The organism is Xanthomonas sp. NCPPB 3761, assembly GCF_041475705.2.
Lineage (GTDB): Bacteria > Pseudomonadota > Gammaproteobacteria > Xanthomonadales > Xanthomonadaceae > Xanthomonas > Xanthomonas phaseoli.
In genome coordinates this window covers 246,578-265,357 of the sequence record NZ_CM191262.1, presented here as the reverse complement: position 1 = coordinate 265,357, position 18,780 = coordinate 246,578, and the positions used below count along the sequence as shown (strand labels likewise).

At 65.7% G+C, this 18,780-nt stretch carries 20 protein-coding genes; 6 read left to right on the top strand and 14 right to left on the bottom strand.

Annotated elements, in window-relative coordinates:
* Positions 1-23: 23 nt before the first annotated feature.
* Together ACCQ00_RS01160 and arfB are read right to left on the bottom strand one after the other, a co-directional pair.
* Positions 24-653, bottom strand: a complete 630-nt coding sequence (locus ACCQ00_RS01160; protein ID WP_017156433.1) for a lysophosphatidylcholine acyltransferase — start codon at positions 651-653, stop codon at positions 24-26.
* Between the two features lie 2 nt (positions 654-655).
* A complete protein-coding gene (gene arfB, locus ACCQ00_RS01155) occupies positions 656-1,087 on the bottom strand; it encodes an alternative ribosome rescue aminoacyl-tRNA hydrolase ArfB (protein ID WP_017156432.1) in 432 nt (143 codons plus the stop codon).
* A 56-nt stretch (positions 1,088-1,143) separates the two neighbouring features.
* Between arfB and ACCQ00_RS01150 the strand changes: the two genes are divergently transcribed.
* Complete coding sequence (locus ACCQ00_RS01150) at positions 1,144-1,722, top strand: DUF2059 domain-containing protein (RefSeq protein ID WP_039570197.1); 579 nt, start codon at positions 1,144-1,146, stop codon at positions 1,720-1,722.
* Between the two features lie 570 nt (positions 1,723-2,292).
* Here the strand turns inward: ACCQ00_RS01150 and ACCQ00_RS01145 are convergent.
* From ACCQ00_RS01145 to ACCQ00_RS01130, 4 genes are all read right to left on the bottom strand, one after another.
* Positions 2,293-3,093 carry a pseudouridine synthase gene (locus ACCQ00_RS01145; protein ID WP_372354043.1) on the bottom strand — a complete coding sequence of 267 codons (801 nt, stop codon included), beginning with the start codon at positions 3,091-3,093 and terminating at the stop codon, positions 2,293-2,295.
* Between the two features lie 176 nt (positions 3,094-3,269).
* Positions 3,270-3,773 carry a cupin domain-containing protein gene (locus ACCQ00_RS01140; protein ID WP_017156429.1) on the bottom strand — a complete coding sequence of 168 codons (504 nt, stop codon included), beginning with the start codon at positions 3,771-3,773 and terminating at the stop codon, positions 3,270-3,272.
* A gap of 9 nt (positions 3,774-3,782) precedes the next feature.
* The gene (ubiB, locus tag ACCQ00_RS01135; protein WP_039570193.1) at positions 3,783-5,456 is read right to left on the bottom strand and encodes a ubiquinone biosynthesis regulatory protein kinase UbiB; all 1,674 of its coding nucleotides are present in this window, start codon (positions 5,454-5,456) and stop codon (positions 3,783-3,785) included.
* Complete coding sequence (locus ACCQ00_RS01130; RefSeq protein WP_017156427.1) at positions 5,453-6,097, bottom strand: ubiquinone biosynthesis accessory factor UbiJ; 645 nt, start codon at positions 6,095-6,097, stop codon at positions 5,453-5,455. The genes ubiB and ACCQ00_RS01130 overlap by 4 nt, the downstream gene beginning before the upstream one ends.
* Before the next feature lie 234 nt (positions 6,098-6,331).
* On the opposite strand from ACCQ00_RS01130, the gene ddlA reads away from it, so the two are divergent.
* Positions 6,332-7,435, top strand: coding sequence for a D-alanine--D-alanine ligase (gene ddlA / locus ACCQ00_RS01125; RefSeq protein WP_039570191.1), 1,104 nt, complete (start codon positions 6,332-6,334; stop codon positions 7,433-7,435).
* 235 nt (positions 7,436-7,670) lie between these two features.
* On the top strand, positions 7,671-7,913 hold the full coding sequence (locus ACCQ00_RS01120) for a hypothetical protein (RefSeq protein WP_017156424.1): 243 nt from the start codon (positions 7,671-7,673) through the stop codon (positions 7,911-7,913).
* 115 nt (positions 7,914-8,028) lie between these two features.
* Here the strand turns inward: ACCQ00_RS01120 and ACCQ00_RS01115 are convergent, their stop codons facing one another.
* The 3 genes from ACCQ00_RS01115 to oleC all read right to left on the bottom strand — a co-directional run bounded on the left by ACCQ00_RS01115 (position 8,029) and on the right by oleC (position 11,172).
* Positions 8,029-8,187, bottom strand: a complete 159-nt coding sequence (locus ACCQ00_RS01115; protein ID WP_003468167.1) for a DUF1328 domain-containing protein — start codon at positions 8,185-8,187, stop codon at positions 8,029-8,031.
* 64 nt (positions 8,188-8,251) lie between these two features.
* Positions 8,252-9,262: a 2-alkyl-3-oxoalkanoate reductase gene (gene oleD, locus ACCQ00_RS01110; protein ID WP_039570187.1), complete on the bottom strand. Its 1,011-nt coding sequence runs from the start codon at positions 9,260-9,262 to the stop codon at positions 8,252-8,254.
* A 239-nt stretch (positions 9,263-9,501) separates the two neighbouring features.
* Positions 9,502-11,172, bottom strand: coding sequence for an olefin beta-lactone synthetase (oleC, locus tag ACCQ00_RS01105; RefSeq protein WP_039570185.1), 1,671 nt, complete (start codon positions 11,170-11,172; stop codon positions 9,502-9,504).
* A gap of 325 nt (positions 11,173-11,497) precedes the next feature.
* Here oleC and ACCQ00_RS01100 point away from each other — a divergent pair, with 325 nt between their 5' ends.
* Positions 11,498-11,881: a YkgJ family cysteine cluster protein gene (locus tag ACCQ00_RS01100; protein ID WP_005928616.1), complete on the top strand. Its 384-nt coding sequence runs from the start codon at positions 11,498-11,500 to the stop codon at positions 11,879-11,881.
* Between the two features lie 152 nt (positions 11,882-12,033).
* Here the strand turns inward: ACCQ00_RS01100 and ACCQ00_RS01095 are convergent, their stop codons facing one another.
* The 4 genes from ACCQ00_RS01095 to ACCQ00_RS01080 all read right to left on the bottom strand — a co-directional run bounded on the left by ACCQ00_RS01095 (position 12,034) and on the right by ACCQ00_RS01080 (position 15,804).
* On the bottom strand, positions 12,034-12,936 hold the full coding sequence (locus tag ACCQ00_RS01095) for an alpha/beta fold hydrolase (protein ID WP_039570181.1): 903 nt from the start codon (positions 12,934-12,936) through the stop codon (positions 12,034-12,036).
* Positions 12,937-13,075: 139 nt separating this feature from the next.
* Entirely contained in the window at positions 13,076-14,194 is a 1,119-nt protein-coding gene (gene fic / locus ACCQ00_RS01090; RefSeq protein WP_039570179.1) for a protein adenylyltransferase Fic, read from the bottom strand.
* Between the two features lie 171 nt (positions 14,195-14,365).
* Complete coding sequence (locus ACCQ00_RS01085; protein WP_005912222.1) at positions 14,366-15,382, bottom strand: 3-oxoacyl-ACP synthase III; 1,017 nt, start codon at positions 15,380-15,382, stop codon at positions 14,366-14,368.
* Between the two features lie 101 nt (positions 15,383-15,483).
* Positions 15,484-15,804 carry a DUF4156 domain-containing protein gene (locus ACCQ00_RS01080; protein WP_039570177.1) on the bottom strand — a complete coding sequence of 107 codons (321 nt, stop codon included), beginning with the start codon at positions 15,802-15,804 and terminating at the stop codon, positions 15,484-15,486.
* Between the two features lie 386 nt (positions 15,805-16,190).
* On the opposite strand from ACCQ00_RS01080, the gene ACCQ00_RS01075 reads away from it, so the two are divergent.
* Both ACCQ00_RS01075 and ACCQ00_RS01070 read left to right on the top strand, forming a co-directional pair.
* Positions 16,191-16,652: an XAC0231 family protein gene (locus ACCQ00_RS01075; protein WP_039570175.1), complete on the top strand. Its 462-nt coding sequence runs from the start codon at positions 16,191-16,193 to the stop codon at positions 16,650-16,652.
* A 26-nt stretch (positions 16,653-16,678) separates the two neighbouring features.
* Positions 16,679-17,155, top strand: coding sequence for a tRNA (cytidine(34)-2'-O)-methyltransferase (locus ACCQ00_RS01070; RefSeq protein WP_008572190.1), 477 nt, complete (start codon positions 16,679-16,681; stop codon positions 17,153-17,155).
* Positions 17,156-17,503: 348 nt separating this feature from the next.
* Here ACCQ00_RS01070 and ACCQ00_RS01065 read toward each other — a convergent pair whose 3' ends face one another.
* A complete protein-coding gene (locus ACCQ00_RS01065) occupies positions 17,504-18,733 on the bottom strand; it encodes an MFS transporter (RefSeq protein WP_022557909.1) in 1,230 nt (409 codons plus the stop codon).
* Positions 18,734-18,780 lie beyond the last annotated feature (47 nt).

Sequence of the window (18,780 nt, the reverse complement as noted above, 5' to 3'; positions counted from 1 at the left end):
TTTTTCGACTGCTCTCCCGCGCATCACAACGTATCGCGATGCTTGCCACGCCACGGCCGGTACCAGGTACGAATGGCGGCGATGTCGGCGGCCATGTCGTTACCGGTCCAGAACGGCTCGCCGATGCCCACGGTCTTGCTGGGGTAGTCGAAATACACCGGCAGGATCGGCACGTTGGAATCGGAGGCGATCTTCCAGAAGCCGGCCTTCCACTGCTCCACGCGTTTGCGCGTGCCTTCGGGCGTGATCACGTACCACATCTGCTCGGAGTTGCGGATCAGCCGCACCGCCTGGCCGATGGTGCCCTGCGGCGAGCTGCGGTCCAGCGGGATGCCACCGAGCTTGCGCAGCAGCGGGCCCAGCGGCCACCAGAACAGCTGCGCCTTGCCCAGCACGCGCACTTCGAAACCCAACGCGAACTTGGCCGCAAAGCCCAGGAAGCCGTCCCAGTTGGACGAATGCGGGGCCACGATCATGACCAGCTTGGGTTCGTCGGGCAGCCGCCCGAGCAGGCGCCAGCCAGTCACGCGCAAGGCGGTACGGCCCAGCCAGCGGATGAAGCGGCCATGGGCGCGCGGCATCCGGGGCGGAGGTGGCTGGAGCAGGATGTTGGCCTGTGTTACCGGTGGCAACGACGGGTCGGGTTGACTCACGCTTACTCCCAGTGGGACGCAGAGCGTCCACGCTTGATTTGGCTGCGTTCCCGCTTGGCATCCAGCCGCCGCAGCTTGGCACCATGACTCGGTTTGGTGGCGACCCGGCGCTTGGGCACCGACAGGCATGCACTGATGATCTCGACCAGCCGCTCGCGCGCATCGTCGCGGTTGCGGTCCTGGGTGCGGAAGCGCTGCGCGTCGATCACCAGCACGCCCTCGGCCGTCATGCGGCGGTCGCGCCGCGACAGCAACCGCGCCCGCAATGGCTCGGGCAGCGAGGGCGAGCCAGCCACGTCGAAACGCAGCTCCACCGCAGTGGACACCTTGTTGACGTTCTGCCCGCCCGCGCCGCTGGCACGCACGAAGCGCTCGACGAGTTCGCTGGGCGGAATCGTCAGGCTGGGGGTGATCTGGATCGGGTCGCTGGCCATGTGCGCCGATTGTATCGGCAGCGGCGTGGACGCGCGCGCGAACGCCGGCTTCCCGTATGCTGCGGCCGGTCCCCCGTTTGCAGGATGCTCCGATGACACCTACTTCTTCGCTCGCTGCCACGCGCCGCCTCGCACGCCGGCTGCTGCTGTCGGCCCTGCTGGCCGTGGCCGCCCCGGCGGCACTGGCGCAGGCGCCCAGCGATGCCGACATCAACCGTCTGCTGGCCGCCTCGCGCGCGCAAACCATGCTGGACACGATGCTGCCGCAGATCGAAGCACTGCAGCAGCAGCAATTCGCCCAGGTCACCGCACAGCGCCAGCTCGACCCCGACCAACAGGCGCAGCTGCAACGCATCCAGGAACGCACCCGCCAGACCGTGCGCAAGGCGCTGTCGTGGTCGGAACTGCGCCCGATGTATGTGGATATCTACAAGCGCTCGTTCTCGCGCGAGGACGTGCTGGCCATGGCCGAGTTCTACGAGAGCTCGGCCGGCCAGAGCCTGCTCGACAAGACCCCGGCCCTGACCCAGAACCTGATGGGCGCCATCCAGCAGAGGATGCTGCCGCTGTTTGCCGACCTGCAGAAGGATCTGGAGACCATCGTCAACGAGCCGGCGCCGGCGAAGAAGCCCTGAGGGGCGGGGAATCGGGAATCGGGAATCGTTAGAGCATGGCTTGCTGGTATTTAGATCAATAGGGCGCTTTGGTGAAGCCCTCTCCTGCGGGGCCAGAAGGCACAGCTTGCGCGCCACTTGCGCGCGTGCCTTGGAACGCCCTCGCTGCTGGCGCGGGCCGGGGCATGGAGCGAGGGTTGGGGTGAGGGTACGGGGCGAAGCCCTCGCGGTACCAACTGCACGAGGCTTTGCCCGTCCCCTCATCCGCCCCTGCGGGGCACCTTCTCCCCCATGACGGGGGACAATGTCCCGGTGGGGGAAGGAAGTATTTGCTCACACGAGTGCGTCGCTGCCGCGAGAAACAACACGATACGCATGCAACGCCCCTCTCCCTGCGGGCGAGGAGGCGCCGCTTGTGCGCGTGCCTTGGAACGCCCGCGCTGCTAGCGCGGGGCGGGGGCTGGGGTGAGGGTACGGTTCACCAGACGCGTTGCGGATCGCCACTGCCGCGTCGACAGACCGCTGCGCACCCCCGCATCACTGGGCGAGTGGCATCGCCTGCAATTGCGCCATGTCCCAATCAAACAACGCCTACGCCTTGGTAAATTCCGCATCCAGCGGCGCGGTGACGCTGATGCGCCGGCCATCGCCCGGATGCGGAAATTCCAGGCGTTCGGCGTGCAGCAACATGCGGTGGATGCCGAGCATGCGGAAACTGCGGTTGTGGCGGCCGTCGCCGTGGCTGGTGTCGCCGATCATGTGATGCGACAGATGCTTCATGTGCCGGCGAATCTGCCGGAAGCGGCCGGTCTGCGGCTGACAGCGCAGCAGTGCGTAGCGCGAGGTGGTGAACCCGGTGGACGGAATCTCCAGCTCGCCGGTGGCCAGACGCTGGAAATGCGTCACCGCCGGCCTCTTGACCGGCTTGCCCGGCCCGCCGTCCAGGTCATGGTCGACGATGAAGCGCTGCTCCGCGGGCCAGCCGCGACAGACGGTGAGATAGTGTTTCTCCACCTCGCCCGCCATCAAGGCCTTGCCCAGCACACTGGCGCTGTCGCGATCGAAGGCCAGCAGCAGGCAGCCGCTGGTGGCGCGGTCGAGCCGGTGCACCAGGAAGATCGGCTTGCCCAGCTGCTCGCGCAGGCGGTCGGCCAGGAAATCGTCTTCCCCGCGTGCCAATTTGCTGTCATGGACCATCAGGCCGGCGGGTTTGTCGACCACGGCCAGGACATCGTCCTGGTAGAGAATCTGCAGATGCTTGGGGGATATGCTCACCGGCGGATTATCCGCGTCGCCGACACCGCATGCCACTGCATCGCCACGCTGCCGGCAGCGAACACTGCAACTGTTCTGTCGCCAGGCCACGCGCACGGCAACGGCTGCGGCCCGCACCGCGTGTACGCTGCGATCGCTGCGCGCTCCCCACGCAGCTGATGCCTGCCTGCTGCGTGCGTGGCTGCCTGACGTCTCACTTGCCCGAATCACGCCAGCGTCAGAGCAGGCGGATACCCGTATCGCCGTATGTTGGACCATCGTGCAACGCCAACAGATGGCCCCCACCGGCGCGCTCAGTAGGGCGTGCCGTCCTTGTGCCGGTACGCGCGCTGGCCGTCTGCCAGGGGGACCAGCATCAGGTCATCGTCCGGATAGGTCACGCAATCGCCGGCACTGCGGTCGCCCACTTCCAGGTACGTCACCACCGCCTGGCTGCGATTGATCAGGCAATGCGCATCGCCATCGCCGGCGCGGAAGCCGACGCACATGCCCGGCTGCAGCAACTGCTCGCCGGCGTTGGTGATCAGGCTAGGCGCGCCGCTGACGATGTAGACGAACTCGTCCTGCTGCGAATGCCCGTGCCGCAGCGCCGAACGTGCACCAGGCGCCAGCGTGGTCAGGTTGACGCCGAAGTTGCGCAGCCCGAACACCTCGCCCAGCGCGCGCTTCTGGCGGCCGCCCATCTGCGCGGCGAACACCGGCGGATAGCTGGATTCCTGCGTGCGCGGTGGCGCGTCCAGCGCAGCCATCGCCGCCACCGGTGTGCTCGCGTCCAAGGCATCGGTTGCGTCAGGCATGGTCGTCCCCTACCGCCGCAACCAGGCAACCAGCAGCGCGGCCGAACCGGCGCCGCCGCTGATCCAGCTCCACACCGGCACCGTGCCCAGGTACCAGCCATCCGGATGCAGGCCATAGAGCACGGCCGCGACCACCAATAACCCGCTGCCGGTGATGGCGGTCACCACGCGGGTCTGCAGCTTGCGCAGGCTCAGGTCCAGGGCGAGCAGTTCGGGCGAGCGGATGTCGATCTGATGGCGGCCTTCCACCTGCTGCTTCAGCCAGCTGTGCACCAGCCGCGGCATGTCCGGCGCATGGGTCATGATCTCCGGCAACCGCTTGCCCAGTTCGCGCAGCACGCGGCGCGGGCTGTAACGCTCGCGCAGGATGCGTTCGAGCACCGGGCGCGCCACCGCCCAGATGTCCAGCTTGGGGTCCAGTTGCCGGCCCACGCCTTCGATATTGAGCAGCGTCTTCTGCAGCAAAATCAGCTGCGGCTGCAGCGTCAGTTCATAGCGCTGCGCCACCCGGAACAACTTGATCAGCACCTGCGCCAGCGAAATTTCCGACAGCGACCGGGTGAAATACGGCTCGCAGACCGAGCGCGCGGCTGCTTCGAGTTCGTCGATGCGCACGTTGGACGGCATCCAGCCAGCCTCCACGTGCAACTCGGCCATGCGGCGGTAATCCTTGTGGAAGATCGCCATGAAGTTCTCGGCCAGGTAGTACTGATCCTCCTGCGAGAGCTGGCCCATGATGCCGAAATCCAGCGCGATGAAGCGCGGATTGAGCCGGCGCTGCGGATCCGAATCGACCCAGATGTTGCCGGCGTGCGCATCGGCATGGAAGAAGTTGTCGCGAAATACCTGTGTGTAGAACACCCGTACGCCCTTGGCCGCGAGCGCCTTGCGATCGATACCGGCTGCATCGAGCTTGGCGATGTCGTCGGACGGAATGCCGTACACGCGTTCCAGCGTGAGCGCGCGCTCGGCGGTGTGCGACCAGATCACTTCCGGCACGTACAGATCGTCCGAGCCTTCCCAGAACCGACGCAGCACGCTGGCGTTGGCGCCTTCGCGTTGCAGGTCCAGTTCGGCGGCCAGCGTGCCTTCGATCTCGGCCACCACTTCGCGCGGACGGATCTTGTCGGCGCGCGGATGGGTGCGCTCGACCAAGGTGGCCAGCGAGTGCAGCAACGCGATATCGGCATCGATCTGGCGTTCGATGTCCGGACGCAGCACCTTGACCACCACTTCGCGGCGCACGCCGTTGGCATCGGGCGGCAACGTGGCCGCATGCACCTGCGCGATCGATGCCGAGGCCAGCGGCACGGTATCGAAGCTGGCGAACGCCACGCTGACCGGCAGGCCGAGTGCGGCTTCGACGATCAGGCGTGCAGCCTCGCCATCGAACGGCTTGACTCGGTCCTGCAGCAAGGTGAGTTCTTCGGCCACGTCGGCCGGAATCAGATCGCGCCGGGTGGACAGAATCTGTCCGAACTTGACGAAGATCGGCCCCAATTCCTGCAGCGCCAGGCGCAGCCGCGCACCGCGCGATTGCGCGGCGATTTCGGCGCTGGCACGCGGCACGAAGGGTTTGGCCAAACGCAACCAGCGCTCGGCCGGAGTGCCTTCCAGCAAGGCATCCAGGCGATAGCGCAAGATCACCAGGCCGATGCGGCTTGCCCGCAGGATCGCCTTCATGCCGCGTCTCCGCTCGCACGCAGGCGGCTCACGCGCGCGGCCAGCCGTTCGACGTCATCGCGTAGCTCGTCCACGTCGTCATGGAAGGCCTCGAGCTCGGCGCGGGGCACCACATCGCGCGATTCTTCGGTGACGAATTCGGCCGCGTTATGCGCCAGATCCACCGCACTGCGACGTGCCTGCTGCAGCGCTGCGCGCACCGCACCGGCGATCTGCACGCCCAAAATCTCGCCGAACACCGCAACGAACGGCAACTGCCAATCCGGGTCGAAGCGGCTGGCCAGTTGCTGCAGTTGGCGCGCCAACTCGGCATCGCCGGACACCTTGAGCCGACCGGCCGGCGCGCCGCTGCGACGTGCATTGGCCAGCAGCGGCAGTTGCCCGAGCAAGCCGGCCAGGCTGCTGCGCACCGCCAGGTCAGGTTCCTGTGCCGGATCGACCGGGCCGACCAGCAACCGGCGCTCGTGCACGCGGATCTGCAGGGCCAGCGCGGGCGCCTCCAGGGTCAGCGCGATGCGCTGGCCTTCCAGCGGCAGCAGGGCGTCGCGGGTATCGGGGTCCAGCGCCAGCGCACGGTTGAGCGCTGCCTGCAGGGCCTGGCCGGCGAGCGGCTTGAGGGAATTGAAGAGTGATCCGGGCATGGGCGCATTCTACCGCCCCTGCATGTCGCAGCTGCCTGACGGCGGCGTGGCACGTGTGCCGGCTGCCGGTGTGGCGGTTGTGCGGTCGTTGCTAGGGGGCGTCGCCGGGCAAGGCAGGGCATTGACAGGCGCATTGGGCACGCCGGCGTTGTTTGCCATGGCTGGCTGCAGCAAGACTTCCTTCAGCGCATACGCCACAGGCATCCTGTCCACTTCGAATGGCAGGAGCAGGCAATGCGCATGATTCGGGTCGGCCTCATCTTCGGTGGCAAATCGGCCGAGCACGAGGTCTCGTTGCAATCGGCGCGCAATCTCCTGGATGCGCTGGACCCGCATCGCTTCGAGCCGGTGCTGATCGGTATCGACAAGCAAGGCCAGTGGCACGTCAACGACCCCGACAGCTTCCTGCTGCATGCCGACGACCCGGCGCGCATTGCGCTGCATCGTAGCGGCCGCGGCGTAGCGCTGCTGCCGGGCGCGCAACAGCAGCAGGTGCGGCCGATCCAGCCGGAGCAGGCGCTGGCGCAGATCGATGTGGTGTTTCCCATCGTGCACGGCACCCTGGGCGAAGACGGCTCGCTGCAGGGGCTGCTGCGCATGGCCAACCTGCCGTTCGTCGGCTCCGGCGTACTCGGCTCGGCGGTCGCGATGGACAAGGACATGGCCAAGCGCGTGTTGCGCGATGCCGGGCTGGCGGTGGCGCCGTTCACCTGCTTCAACCGCCACACCGCCGCAATGGCCGATGTGGATGCGTTGATCGCGCAGTTGGGCTTGCCGCTGTTCGTCAAACCGGCCAACCAGGGCTCGTCGGTCGGCGTCAGCCAGGTGCGCAGCGCCGATCAGTTCTCCGCTGCACTCGCCCTGGCCTTGGCCTACGACCACAAGGTGCTGGTGGAAGCGGCCATTGCCGGGCGCGAAATCGAATGTGCCGTGCTGGGCAACGATGCGCCCCAAGCCAGCGTCTGTGGCGAAGTGGTGGTGCATGATGCGTTCTATTCGTACGAAACCAAATACATCAGCGAACACGGTGCGGAGATCGTGATCCCGGCTGACATCGATGCGCAGACCCAGCAGCGCATCCAGCAAGTCGCGGTGCAGGCCTACCAGGCGCTGGACTGTGCAGGCATGGCACGCGTGGACGTGTTCCTGTGCGCCGATGGACGCATCGTGATCAACGAGGTCAACACGCTGCCGGGCTTCACCCGCATCAGCATGTATCCAAAATTATGGCAGGCAAGCGGGCTGGACTATCGCAGCCTGATCACGCGGTTGATCGAGCTCGCACTACAGCGGCATGCCGAGGACCACTTGCTGCGCAGTGCGGTCCAACCGCAGTGATGGCGCTGCCGCCACGACATGCCGTACCGCCGCACGACCACGACGCGGCGCTTGCGCTCAACAACGCCGATGCCACCGCTTGTCTTTGCCCGATTCGATGGCCTCGCCGCGTTGCTGGCCATGGCCTGGCACATCCGTATCGCCGCGCCGGCTGACGGCTTGCTGCTCGCGCTGGATCAGGATGCAACGTGCCACTGCGAACTTCGCGTGGACGGCCGATCGCATTGCACACTTCGTGGAAGTCGATCGCATCGTGATCGCCGCACCCGCACGTCGGCGCGGTCTTGCCACGCAGTTGCATGGCGAACTCATCCGCCAGTCGCGTGCAGCAGGACAGCGGCTGCTGGTGTGCGAGGTCGATCCGAGGCCTGCCAAAACCGCCTTCAGCGCGCTGCATTGGTCACCGGAATTTGCTGCGATCGGCGATGCCGTGCTGGCCCATGGAAAGCACGTGCGGTCTAAGGGAAAACAGCGGTAATCAGCCGAAATTCGGGCACATGCTGCCACAACGCACAGGGCCCGCGTCCTTGCGGACGCGGGCCCTGTGAGCGCCAACCGGCAGCGCCGCTGCCGTGACGGATCGCAGCGAAGCGTTATACCTTGCCGCGACGGAACATCGAGATCACTGCCAGGATCAAGAACACCACGAACAGGATCCAGGCGATGTTGGTCGCCGCACCGGCGATACCGCTAAAGCCCAGCACAGCAGCGATGATGGCGATGACGAAAAAGATGATGGCGTAATGCAGCATGGCAAGGTATCCAAAAGTTGTCGTGCCGAATCGGCGCAGACGTATCTTGTGGATATGCCGGTCTTTATCCGGTGATGGCGATGTCGTTGGAAGATGAGGATCGCAGCCGTTGCAGACCTTCGTCGATGCTGACGCGCGGTACGTAGCCGAAGTCGCGACGTGCCGGCTCCATGCTGTACCAATGCGGCGTACACAGCTGTTCTACCAGAAAACGGGTCAACGGCACCTCGCCTGGCAGACGCAACAGTGGCCATAGCGTTTCGCAGACCGCGCCAATGCGGTAGGCGGTGTTGAACGACAACGAACGCGTGACTGCCGGCGCACCCACCGCAGCCAGCAGGCGATTGAGCAACTCGCGCATCGGCAGCGGTTCGCCATTGGAAATGAAGTACGCCTTGCCTGCGCAAGCAGCGCCCACGGCAAGGTGCTCGAACGCATCGAAATGCGCCTGCGCGGCGTTGTCGATGTACGTGCTGTCGACCAGATTGCTGCCATCGCCGACCATGCGCAGCCGCCCGGCACGCGCACGCGCTGCCAGGCGCGGCAGCAAATGATTGTCGCCCGGCCCCCAGATCAGGCGCGGTCGCAGTGCCACTGTCGCCAACTGGGCGCCGTTGGCGGCCAGTACTGCACGTTCGGCGATGGCCTTGGTCGCCGCGTAGGCGGCGCGCAGATTGTCGCCATACGGCACTTCATCGGCACCGAGTCCTTCCACCGGGTTGGTGGCGCGATGGGTGACGCTGGGCGTGGAGGTATAGATCAACCGCGGCACGCCATTGGCGCGACAGGCCTCGATCACGTTCTGCGTGCCCACCACATTGGCCTGGTGATAGCTGTCGTAACTGCCCCAGGCGCCGGCCTTGGCAGCATTGTGGAATACCGCATCGATCCCGGCGAAGGCATGCCGCACCGCTTGCGGGTCGGCCAGGTCGCCGCGGATCTGGCCCACGCCCAGGTGTTGCAGCACCGGGTAATCGCCGCGCTGAAAGCTCACCACCTCGTGCCCACGCGCGCGCAGGCCGCGGCACAACGCCTGGCCAAGAAAGCCGCCACCACCGGTCACCAATACCTTCATCGCACCACACCTCGCCTCTGAGGGACGACACCATAGCCGGCCACACCCGACTTGGCGATCTTGCCTCGACGCGCGGCCATGCAATCTGCCGCAGGCGACCCGAAGCGACCAACGCACATTGCGCCTGATGTCCGGCGCAGTGTGCAGTGCTCGGAATCGATCGCTCGCACACCGCGATTTCTGAGCGCGATTTCTGAGTGGGCCATCCACGCCCGCCCACCACTGCGCGCGCCCTGTGGTCAGCCGCTCTTCTGCAGCTGCTGCGCTGCCCACACCGCCAGCGTTTCGCGGCCGATCTTGGCGTTATGGCGGATATCCACCGGAAAGCCCGGATGGCACAGGAAATCGGCGATGCCGGCGGTGAGCGGATGCGCAGCAGCGGTACTGCGCAGCTGCTGCCTGAAGTCCTCCTGCTCCATCGGGCTGGACATCCAGGCGTAGGCGTCCGGTTCGTAGCACAGCACCGGACGCTGCCGGCCCCTCTCGCCCACGCCCACCAGCGCGCTGCGCCCCATACCGGGTAGCGCATTGAAGATCTGCTCCACCTGCTCGGTGTACATCGGGCCTTGCGCGGTTTCCACGCGCTGGGTCTTGCGCCCACAGAACCACAAGCGTCCCTCGGCATCGAAATACCCCACATCGCCCATGCGGTGCACGATGCGCTCGTTGCCATCGCCGCAACGTTCGCGGATCTTGGCGATGCGCGTGGCCGCATCGCGGTTGAAATAGGTGTCGGTGGCGGTGGGGCCGGCCACGGTGATCTCGCCGACCTCGCCCGTCGCCAGTTCGCGCACGCCGCTCCAGTCGGCAATGGCCGCATCGTCAATCGCAATGATGCGCACCTGGTTGGGCGGCACCACATGGCCCACGCAGGTGCCGGCACCGGCTTCCGTGGCGCTGCGCGTCGCTTCCAGGGTGCGGCCTTCGATCGCGGCCACCGGCAGGCACTCGGTGGCGCCGTACGGGGTCCAGAACTGCGCATCGGCCGGCAGCAGCGCGCGGATCTTGGCCACCACATCCGGCGGCACCGGCGCACCGGCCGAAGTGGCCAGGCGCACGTTGGGAAGCGGCTGGCCATACTCGGCCAGCACGCGCATCAAGGCGGGCGAACCGAACAACTGGGTGACGCCAAAGCGCGCGATCGCATCATGCAACTTGCGCGGGTCGGCGCTGCCCGGGCGCGTCGGGTCCATGTCCGGAATCACCGAGGTCAGCCCCAGCGCGGGGTCGAACAAGGCAAATGGCGGGAACGTCGGCAAGTCCACGCCGCCGGGCTGCATACCGAAGGCATTACGCAGCAATTCGATCTGCCCGACAAAATGCCGGTGCCGGTAGACCACGCCCTTGGGCACGCCGGTAGAGCCGCTGGTGAACAGGATCGCCGCCACATCGTCGGGCGCGGTGTCGGCCAACTGGCTGCCTGCGCCGGCGCCATCGCGCTCTACACGTGCCAGCGTGACTCCGCCCCAGCCGTAAGGTCCGCCGACGGTGACGATCTGCTTTGCCGAGCGCGCCCAGCGCAACAGGCGACGCGCCAGCTGCGCCAGCGCAATGCCGATAAACGCCTGCGGCTGCGCTTCGTCCAGACATTGCTTGAGCGCGCGCTTGTCGATGCCCGGGTCCACCAGCACCGGCACCGCACCGGCCTTGAACAAGGCGAACATCAGCAAAAAGAATTCCGGCGACGGCCGCACCATCACCACCGCACGCGCGCCGCGCCCGATGCCGTGGCGTGCCAGTCCGGCGGCAATCGCATCGCTGCGCGTATCCAGCTCGGCATAGCTCAAGGTCACATCGTAGGCGGCAAACCCGTTGGCGCCGCGACCGCCCGGGCAGCGGATGGCGATCTGGTCGGGGCGCTCGCGCGCCAGTTGCGGAAGGGTGGCCGCGATATTGCAGAGGGTCGTCATTGGCGCATTATCACCCATGCACCAATGCCGCCGGCCGCCTGCAGGCTACCTGGAGACAACGCGCGGCGCAGGGGGAGGCAAGCGCGGCTCACCATCGCACGGCGCCCATGACGCATCGATGCGCGACAGTGGCCGACCCGATCGCGGCAATAGGTTCGCAGCGCATGCCAGAGCGCGACGGCACGCGTGGAGCCCCGCGTCCCCAGGCATGGCGGCGCATCTGAATCGCTAACCGGCCACCGCAGCACGCTACTTGTATCACGGCGCGGTTCGGTCAAAATGCCGCGCTTCCCACGCGATTTCGCCGCGCCAGGCCCGGCATTCCATGGCACACCCCTGCCTTACCTGCGGCGCCTGCTGCGCCTATTTCCGCGTCAGTTTCCATTGGAGCGAGGCCGATCCTGCATTGGGCGGCAGGGTGCCGATCGAGCTGACCGAGGCGCTACGCACGCATGAGCGGGTGATGCGCGGCACCTCGCAATCGCAGCCGCGCTGCATTGCGCTGGACGCAGACATCGGGCGCTACAGCCGCTGCAGCATCCACGACCGCCGCCCGTCGTCCTGCGCGGCCGTGCCGGCCTCGCTGGAATTCGGACAGCGCAGTGCGCAATGCGATAAATCGCGCCTGGCGCACGGCCTGCACGCGCTGACCGATGCCGATTGGGTCGGCGTGGACGACGCGCAACGCAATCCGCTGCCGCCGGTGTAAGACGTAGCGCAGCACCTGTGTCGTGCTCGCAACAGCGTCGGCAGGCAGATGACCCAGATGTCCGGTGCGCTGCATCGGATGTCGATGCAGTCATTGCAGTCATTGCGTGCGGTGAGCTGACGTGTCCCCGCACGCTGTGCCGGCGCGATGCGCTACAGCCGATTGCGCTCCAGAAACGCGCGAATCGCCGGCACCAGCACCTCATGCTTGTCTTCCAGCACATAGTGATTGGCATCGTCGAATGCAGTCACTTCGGCCTGTGGCAATGCCTTGCGAAAGCCGGCCAGGAAGTGCTTGTCGAAACAGATGTCGCGCAGGCCCCAGGCAATGAAGGCCGGGCGATCGGCGAACGTAGGCAGCGCCTGCGCCGAGCGCTCCAGCAACGACCACCCCTTGTCGGCCGGCGACAGCGGAATATCCTGCATGAAGCGGATGGTGGAGATGCGATTGCGCCAGTTGTTGTATGGCGCCACATACGCACGACGCACTGCTGCCGGCATCCGCCGCGACACGCCTAGCCACGAAGCGCCGGACGAGAACGCATTGAACGTGCGGATGAACCACTCGCCCAGCCGCCAGTGCCGGCCCATCGCAATCTGCCATGGCATCGGTTTTTCCGCCGGCAGCGGGAACGCGGCCGTGTTGGTGATGACCAGCCGCTTGACCTGCGCGTGATGCGACAACGCCCAGCCGAAACCGATCATGCCGCCCCAATCGTGGACTGCCAGCGCGACGGGCCCGGTAATGCCCAAATGCCGCAACAAGGTGTCCAGATCGTCCACGCGCGATTGCAGCGTGTAGTCATAACGCGGCTGCGCGTCGGGTGCATCGTCCGGCTTGTCGGACAAGCCCATGCCGATGTGATCGGGCACGATGCAGCGGTAGCGATCGGACAGGCCGCTCACCAGATGCCGCCACAAATAGCTCCACGACGGATTGCCGTGCAGCATGACAACCACCTCGCCATCGCGCGGGCCTTCGTCCAGATACGACATCGCAACGCCGGGTCGCACCTCAAGGCGCTTGGGGGTGAAGGGATAGCCGGGGTAGTTCATGCAAAACGTATCCGATGTGGTTCAAGAGGGTCTGCACGGCTCAGGCGCTGACCTGGCGCATGTACGGCAACGGCTTCGCGCATGTCGACAAGCTCCAGCAAGACAGGCGATGCAAGCTCACTGCTTTGCTTACTTGGCATCAGTGCTGGATTCTTTGCGGCAACGCATAACGCTGCGCTGCATGCGCATTGTCGGACAACAGGCGCAGATACGCCGGATGTAGGAACAATTTCTCTTTCCCCATGCGCTGCTCGTGCAGTACGCCGATGTCCACCAAGTCGCGAAGATAACGCGCTGCAGTTTCGCGCTTGGCGATACCGGCATCCACTACGTTTTGAATGCGGCAGTAAGGTTGGCTGAAAAGCACATCCACCAGCTCACGGCTGTAGGTTTTCGGGCGCTCGGCGCGAACCCACTCACATGCCCGCTCATGCAGTTGGCGAATGGCCTCGATCTTGGCGCCGGTCCAGCGTGCGGTATCGGCAACCGCATCCAGCATGTAAGCGACCCATTCGGCCCATGCGCCGTCGCGCGTGACGGCCAGCAGCAAGCGGTAGTAATCCGCCTTGCGCTCGATGATGTAACGCGACAGGTACAGCACAGGTTGGTCCAGCAGATCCTGCTCGACCAACATCAGAAGATTGAGCACACGTCCAGTACGCCCATTGCCGTCGGTGAACGGATGGATAGCCTCGAATTGATAGTGCGCCACAGCCATGCGAATCAATGGATCGATCTCGGGCGCCTCATGGATGAAGCGCTCCCAGTTGGCCAGCTTCTTCCGTAACACCGCTTCGCCGACCGGAGGCGTATAGATCACGTCACCGGTCTGCTGATTGGCCAATGCCGTGCCAGGTACGCGCCGCACCTGCATTTCTGCATTCTTGATGCGAGTGCACACGATCTCTGCGGTGCGGGTGGAGAGCGGGCGCGTACGCAGCGAAACAAAGCCCTCCTGCAATGCAGTGCGATAGCGCAAGGCTTCTCGCGTTGCTGGATTGGCGGCGTCTTGATGCTCGGCGTAACGAAACAGCTCATCCGTGGTGGTGACGATGTTCTCGATCTCCGAACTCGCCTGTGCTTCCAGGATGGGAATGGTATTGATCAACACAGACGGGTTTGGCAGATGTCCGGTGGCCTGGCGAAGCGATGCCAATGCCTTGTGTGCCTCGATGCACGCCTTGAGCAATCCCCGGGTTTCAAGCTCCACCGCAGGCGGCAACGGAGGCAGATCGTTATACGGACGCTGGGGATCCATGCGATGCGCTCATGTCGATAGAATCGACATGATGCCAGCGACATGTCGAAAAATATGGAATCTCATACGCGATGAGACTGCCATCGGCGCAATCAGCGCCTGGAATGGGATGCGACGAGGCAATTGCACGCTACTAAAGCGGCCATCCTATCTCTGGATGGCCGTGCGGCTTTACCAAACCACTTCCGCCATCGAGCAATTCAGGCCCGAGCCAATGCCCAGCAGCGCGATGCGGTCGCCCTTCTTCAGGCGCCCGAGCTCCTTGAGCTTGCTCAGCACGATCGGCACCGAGGCCGGACCGATGTTGCCGTGCTCGCCGAAGATGGTCATGACCTTGGCCGGGTCGATGCCGAACGACTTGACGAAGGCGGCGGTGTGCGGGCGGCTGACTTGGTGGATGACGAACTGGTCCAGCTCGTCCACCGCCCAGCCCAGCACCTGCCTGGCGGCCATGAAGGTCTTCTGGGCCAGCTTGATGCCTTCGATCAGCAGCAGGCGGGTATCGGTGACCATGCGGTCCAGGTTGCCCCGGCACAGCTTGTTCCACTCGGTGGCCGAGCGGGTCACGCCGCCCTTGTAGCGCGGCGCGTCGGGCACCAGCTCGGTGCGCGCCATGACCATGGCTGCTGCACCGCACCCCAGGGTCAGCGCGGCAAGTTCATTGCGGAACTCCTCCTCGGTGACATCCGGCGAGGTCATGCGCTCAAGGGTTTTTTCGTAGACCAGGTTGGCCGTCTCGCCATCCACGACCAAGGCATAGTCGATCTCGCCGCGCTCGAGCATGCGCGCGGCGATGTCCATGCCGTTGATGAAGGCAAGGCAGGCGTTGGCCACGTCGAAGGTGACGCAGTGGTCGCCCACGCCCAGGTTGCCGGACACGATGGACGCCGTGGACGGCTCCAGGTAGTCGCGGCTTACCGAGGTATTGACCAGCAAGCCGATCTTCTCGATGCCGATACCGGCATCGATCAGCGCCTTGCGCGCGGCCTGGGTGGCGGCGTCCGATGCCTGGACATCCTGGTCCCACAAGCGCCGTGCATGGATACCGGCAACATCGCCCAACACGTCGGTCTTGATCCCGAGACGGTCGTAGGTCGGTTGCAGGCGTTCGTTGATTTCCTTGGAAGTCAGCGTGTGCGGCGCATCAACATGCGCCAGTCCCGCGATGGAGACATTCTGGAAGAGCATCGAAGTAGCGCCATGGCGTCAGGCGAGGGGGCGCTAGTCTAGCCGCTGGCCGGTTTTACCGCATCTTTACAATTGAATCGCCTGCGCCCCAGCCCAACGGTTCAGCGCGACGGGCAGCGGAAGGCGTTGAAACGCTGGCTGCCGTCAGCCGGCTGGCCTTGCGCCTGCACCGCATTGGCGTTGGCGCCGGGGGCCTCGTTGCGCGCCAGCGTTTCCAGCTCTTCCTGCACGCGCAGTGGGTTGCGATTGTAGAAACCGACCTTGCTCTTGACCGTCACCACCACTTCGCCCTGCTGCTGACACTCCGCTGGCACAGGGCCTGCGGGCAGCACCCGCACGCTTTTGCCGCTTTGTTCGATCGGCACCCAGGTGCACGCCGCAGTGGTGGTGGCAACCAGAACAGACAGCATCAGCACGCGCATAAGTCATCACACCTGTGGGGAAAGCCGGATTGTGCCGCAGTTGCCTGCTGGCGATCCGGCGCGCCGTGGTACCCGCCATCCACCCATTCAGCGCACCGAACCGCCCTGCCGTGAGCGCTCATACCTGTCTGGCCGCGATGTCCGGCGTCCTGCAGTGCGTCCGGGTGTCCGGACGCGGACACCTTCAATTATCTAAAAACCCTTTAAAAACAATGGTCTTTGGTTGGCACATCATTTGCTTTGCTGTATCTCGCAACCGCCGGCAGGAGATGAAACTGACTCTTCGCTGAACAAAATAAAAAACCACGCAAAAGTTCTTGTGTATACCGAAACGGTGTACCACCTTACTACCACACAACAGACTAACAACACCAAGAGACCTCGCCATGAAGACCCAGACCCTGCGCATCGCCCTCTCCACCGCCCTGCTCGCCGGCGCCACCCTGGCCGGGCTTGCCCAGGCCACCGGCCTGACCACCCTGGAGACCGTGCAGGTACGCCCGGCCGCCGACCAGATCGCCCAGCAGACAGTGGAGCGCAATAGCGACATTCGCACCCTGACTGCCGTGCAAGTGCGTCCCTCGGCCGAGCAGGTGGCCGCCCTGGCCGCCGAACAGGCTGGCCCGCGCATCGTCACCCTGGCGGCGGTGCAAGTGCGCCCTTCGGCCGAACAGCGTGCCGATCTGGTGGTGCGCAGCGCTGCCGTCAGCGCGCAGAGCGTCACCGGCCAGGCAGCTGGCGCCATCGGTGCACTGATGGGCCAGGTCGTCGTGAACCTGCCGACGCCGCAGCTGCAGCCCTCGCCGGCCGAACTGGAAGCGCTGGTCAACGCCGCCATCAGCCTTTAAGCACGCCCGCCGCTACACTTGCGCGCATGCCAGCACCTGTCCTCGACGTCATCCTGTTTCAGCCTGAAATTCCGCCCAATACGGGCAATGTGATTCGCTTGTGCGCCAATACCGGCGCGCGCCTGCACCTGATCGAGCCGCTCGGCTTCGACCTCAGCGACAAGCAGCTCAAGCGCGCCGGCCTGGACTACCACGAATACGCGCCATTGCAGGTGCACACCGACCTGCCTAGCGCACTGGCCGCGATCGCGCCCAAGCGCGTCTTCGCACTGAGCACCCGCAGTACGGTGCGCTACGACACGCCGCAGTTCGCCGATGGCGATGCGTTTTTATTTGGTCCGGAAACCCGCGGCCTGCCGGCCGAGGTGCTGGAGTCGATTCCGCCGCAGCACCGGCTCCGTCTGCCGATGCGCCCGGACAACCGCAGCCTCAATCTGTCCAATACCGTTGCGGTGATGGTGTTCGAAGCCTGGCGGCAATGGAATTTCGCCGGCGGCCAGTAGCCACGCAATCGCCGGAACCGTGCGCAACGGCATGCGCCTGCGTGCCCGCTGGCAAGACCGCATCGCGGACGCGCGGGCAGATCCTGGCTGTCGCATCTGCTCTCTCGCCAAGACGCGTCATCTGTGTTGGCGGCGATCGGTAGACGGCCAACGACAGTGCCTCGATCCGGACTCACGAAGCGATGCTGCGCGTCGCGTCATCTGCGCGCCTTTCAGGCCTCTCGCCGACGCGATCCGCCGCTGGACAGCACGCACTTGCCCGCCCTTGCCCGCGCAGTGCGGTCGATAACGCGCAAGCCGCAACGGCCAGCGATCGGTAGCCACCTTCTTGCGCGCACCGCGCACCGGTCACAGCATTGTCTCGGCCTGCACGGAGGCCCCTGCCTGCAACATGCCGCGACAGCCAGCCCACAACGCCACCGCCAGCAGCGCGATCGCACCCAAGCTCAGAAACGCGATGCGATAACCGAAGGCATGCGCCAACCAGCCACCGAACGCCGGACTCAGTGCCGCACCGACGCCCTGCACCGTCATCACCGCGCCCTGGCCGACATTCACGCGCCCGGTGCCTTGCAATAACCGCGCGACCAGCGCCGGCACCACCACGCTTTGCAGGCCGGCGCCGAGCCCATCGAGGATCTGCACCGGAAACACGCCCCAGCCATGGATCACCGATGCCGCCACCAAGGCACGCAACGGCAGGGCCATGAACGCCACCAGCAGCACCCACCAGTGCCCGTGCACACGGATCCAGCGCATCGCCAGCAGCGCGATCACCACCATCGTGGCCTGTGCCACCACGATGGTGGTGGCCGTCAACGCACTCGGGTCGCCGGCATGCGCCGCCACGATCGCCATGCCGTACAGCGGCAGCATCGCCGCATTGCCCAGATGGAATAGCCCCAGCGTCACCGCCAGCAGCGCCAACGGGCGGCACGTCAGCAGCACGCGCCACCCACTCAGCGCATCGCCACCGTTGGTGCTCGCAAGACCGCGTGCTGCGCGGTGGTCGATGGCCGCCGCTGGAATCGCCAGCACGGCCATCAGCGCCAGGACGCCGAAAAATGCGGTCAGCAGGAACACTGCGGCAAAGCCATAACGCCATCCCAACCAGCCGGCCAGCACCGCGGCCAGCACATTGCCGGCATGGTTGGCCACCTGGTTGCGCGCCAGTTGATGGTCGAAACCGCGCGCGTGCACCAGCCCCAGGGTAATGCCCGTCAATGCCGGGCCGATGCCCGCTGCCGCCAACGCCGAGGCGATCTGGGCGGCGACCACGCCGGAAGAGGTGGGCTGCAGCCAGATCAAGGCGGTGGCCAGCAGGATCGCCAGGCAACCGATCACCACCACGGCGCGTTTGCGCCGGGTGGCATCGACCAGCGCGCCGGCCGGTGTGGTGGCGAGCATGCCGGCAATGCCGCCCACGCTCATCACCGTGCCGATCGCCGCCACCGACCAGCCTTTGGATTGCAGGAACACGCTGAGGAACGGCCCCAGCCCGTCCTGCACATCGGCCACGCTGAAATGCAGTGCTTCCAGCGCGCGCGTGCCACGGGGCCTGGCCTTGGTCATCGGCATGGCAGTGCTCCACTGCGAGCGCGCACGAAGGCGCACGTGACAGACCA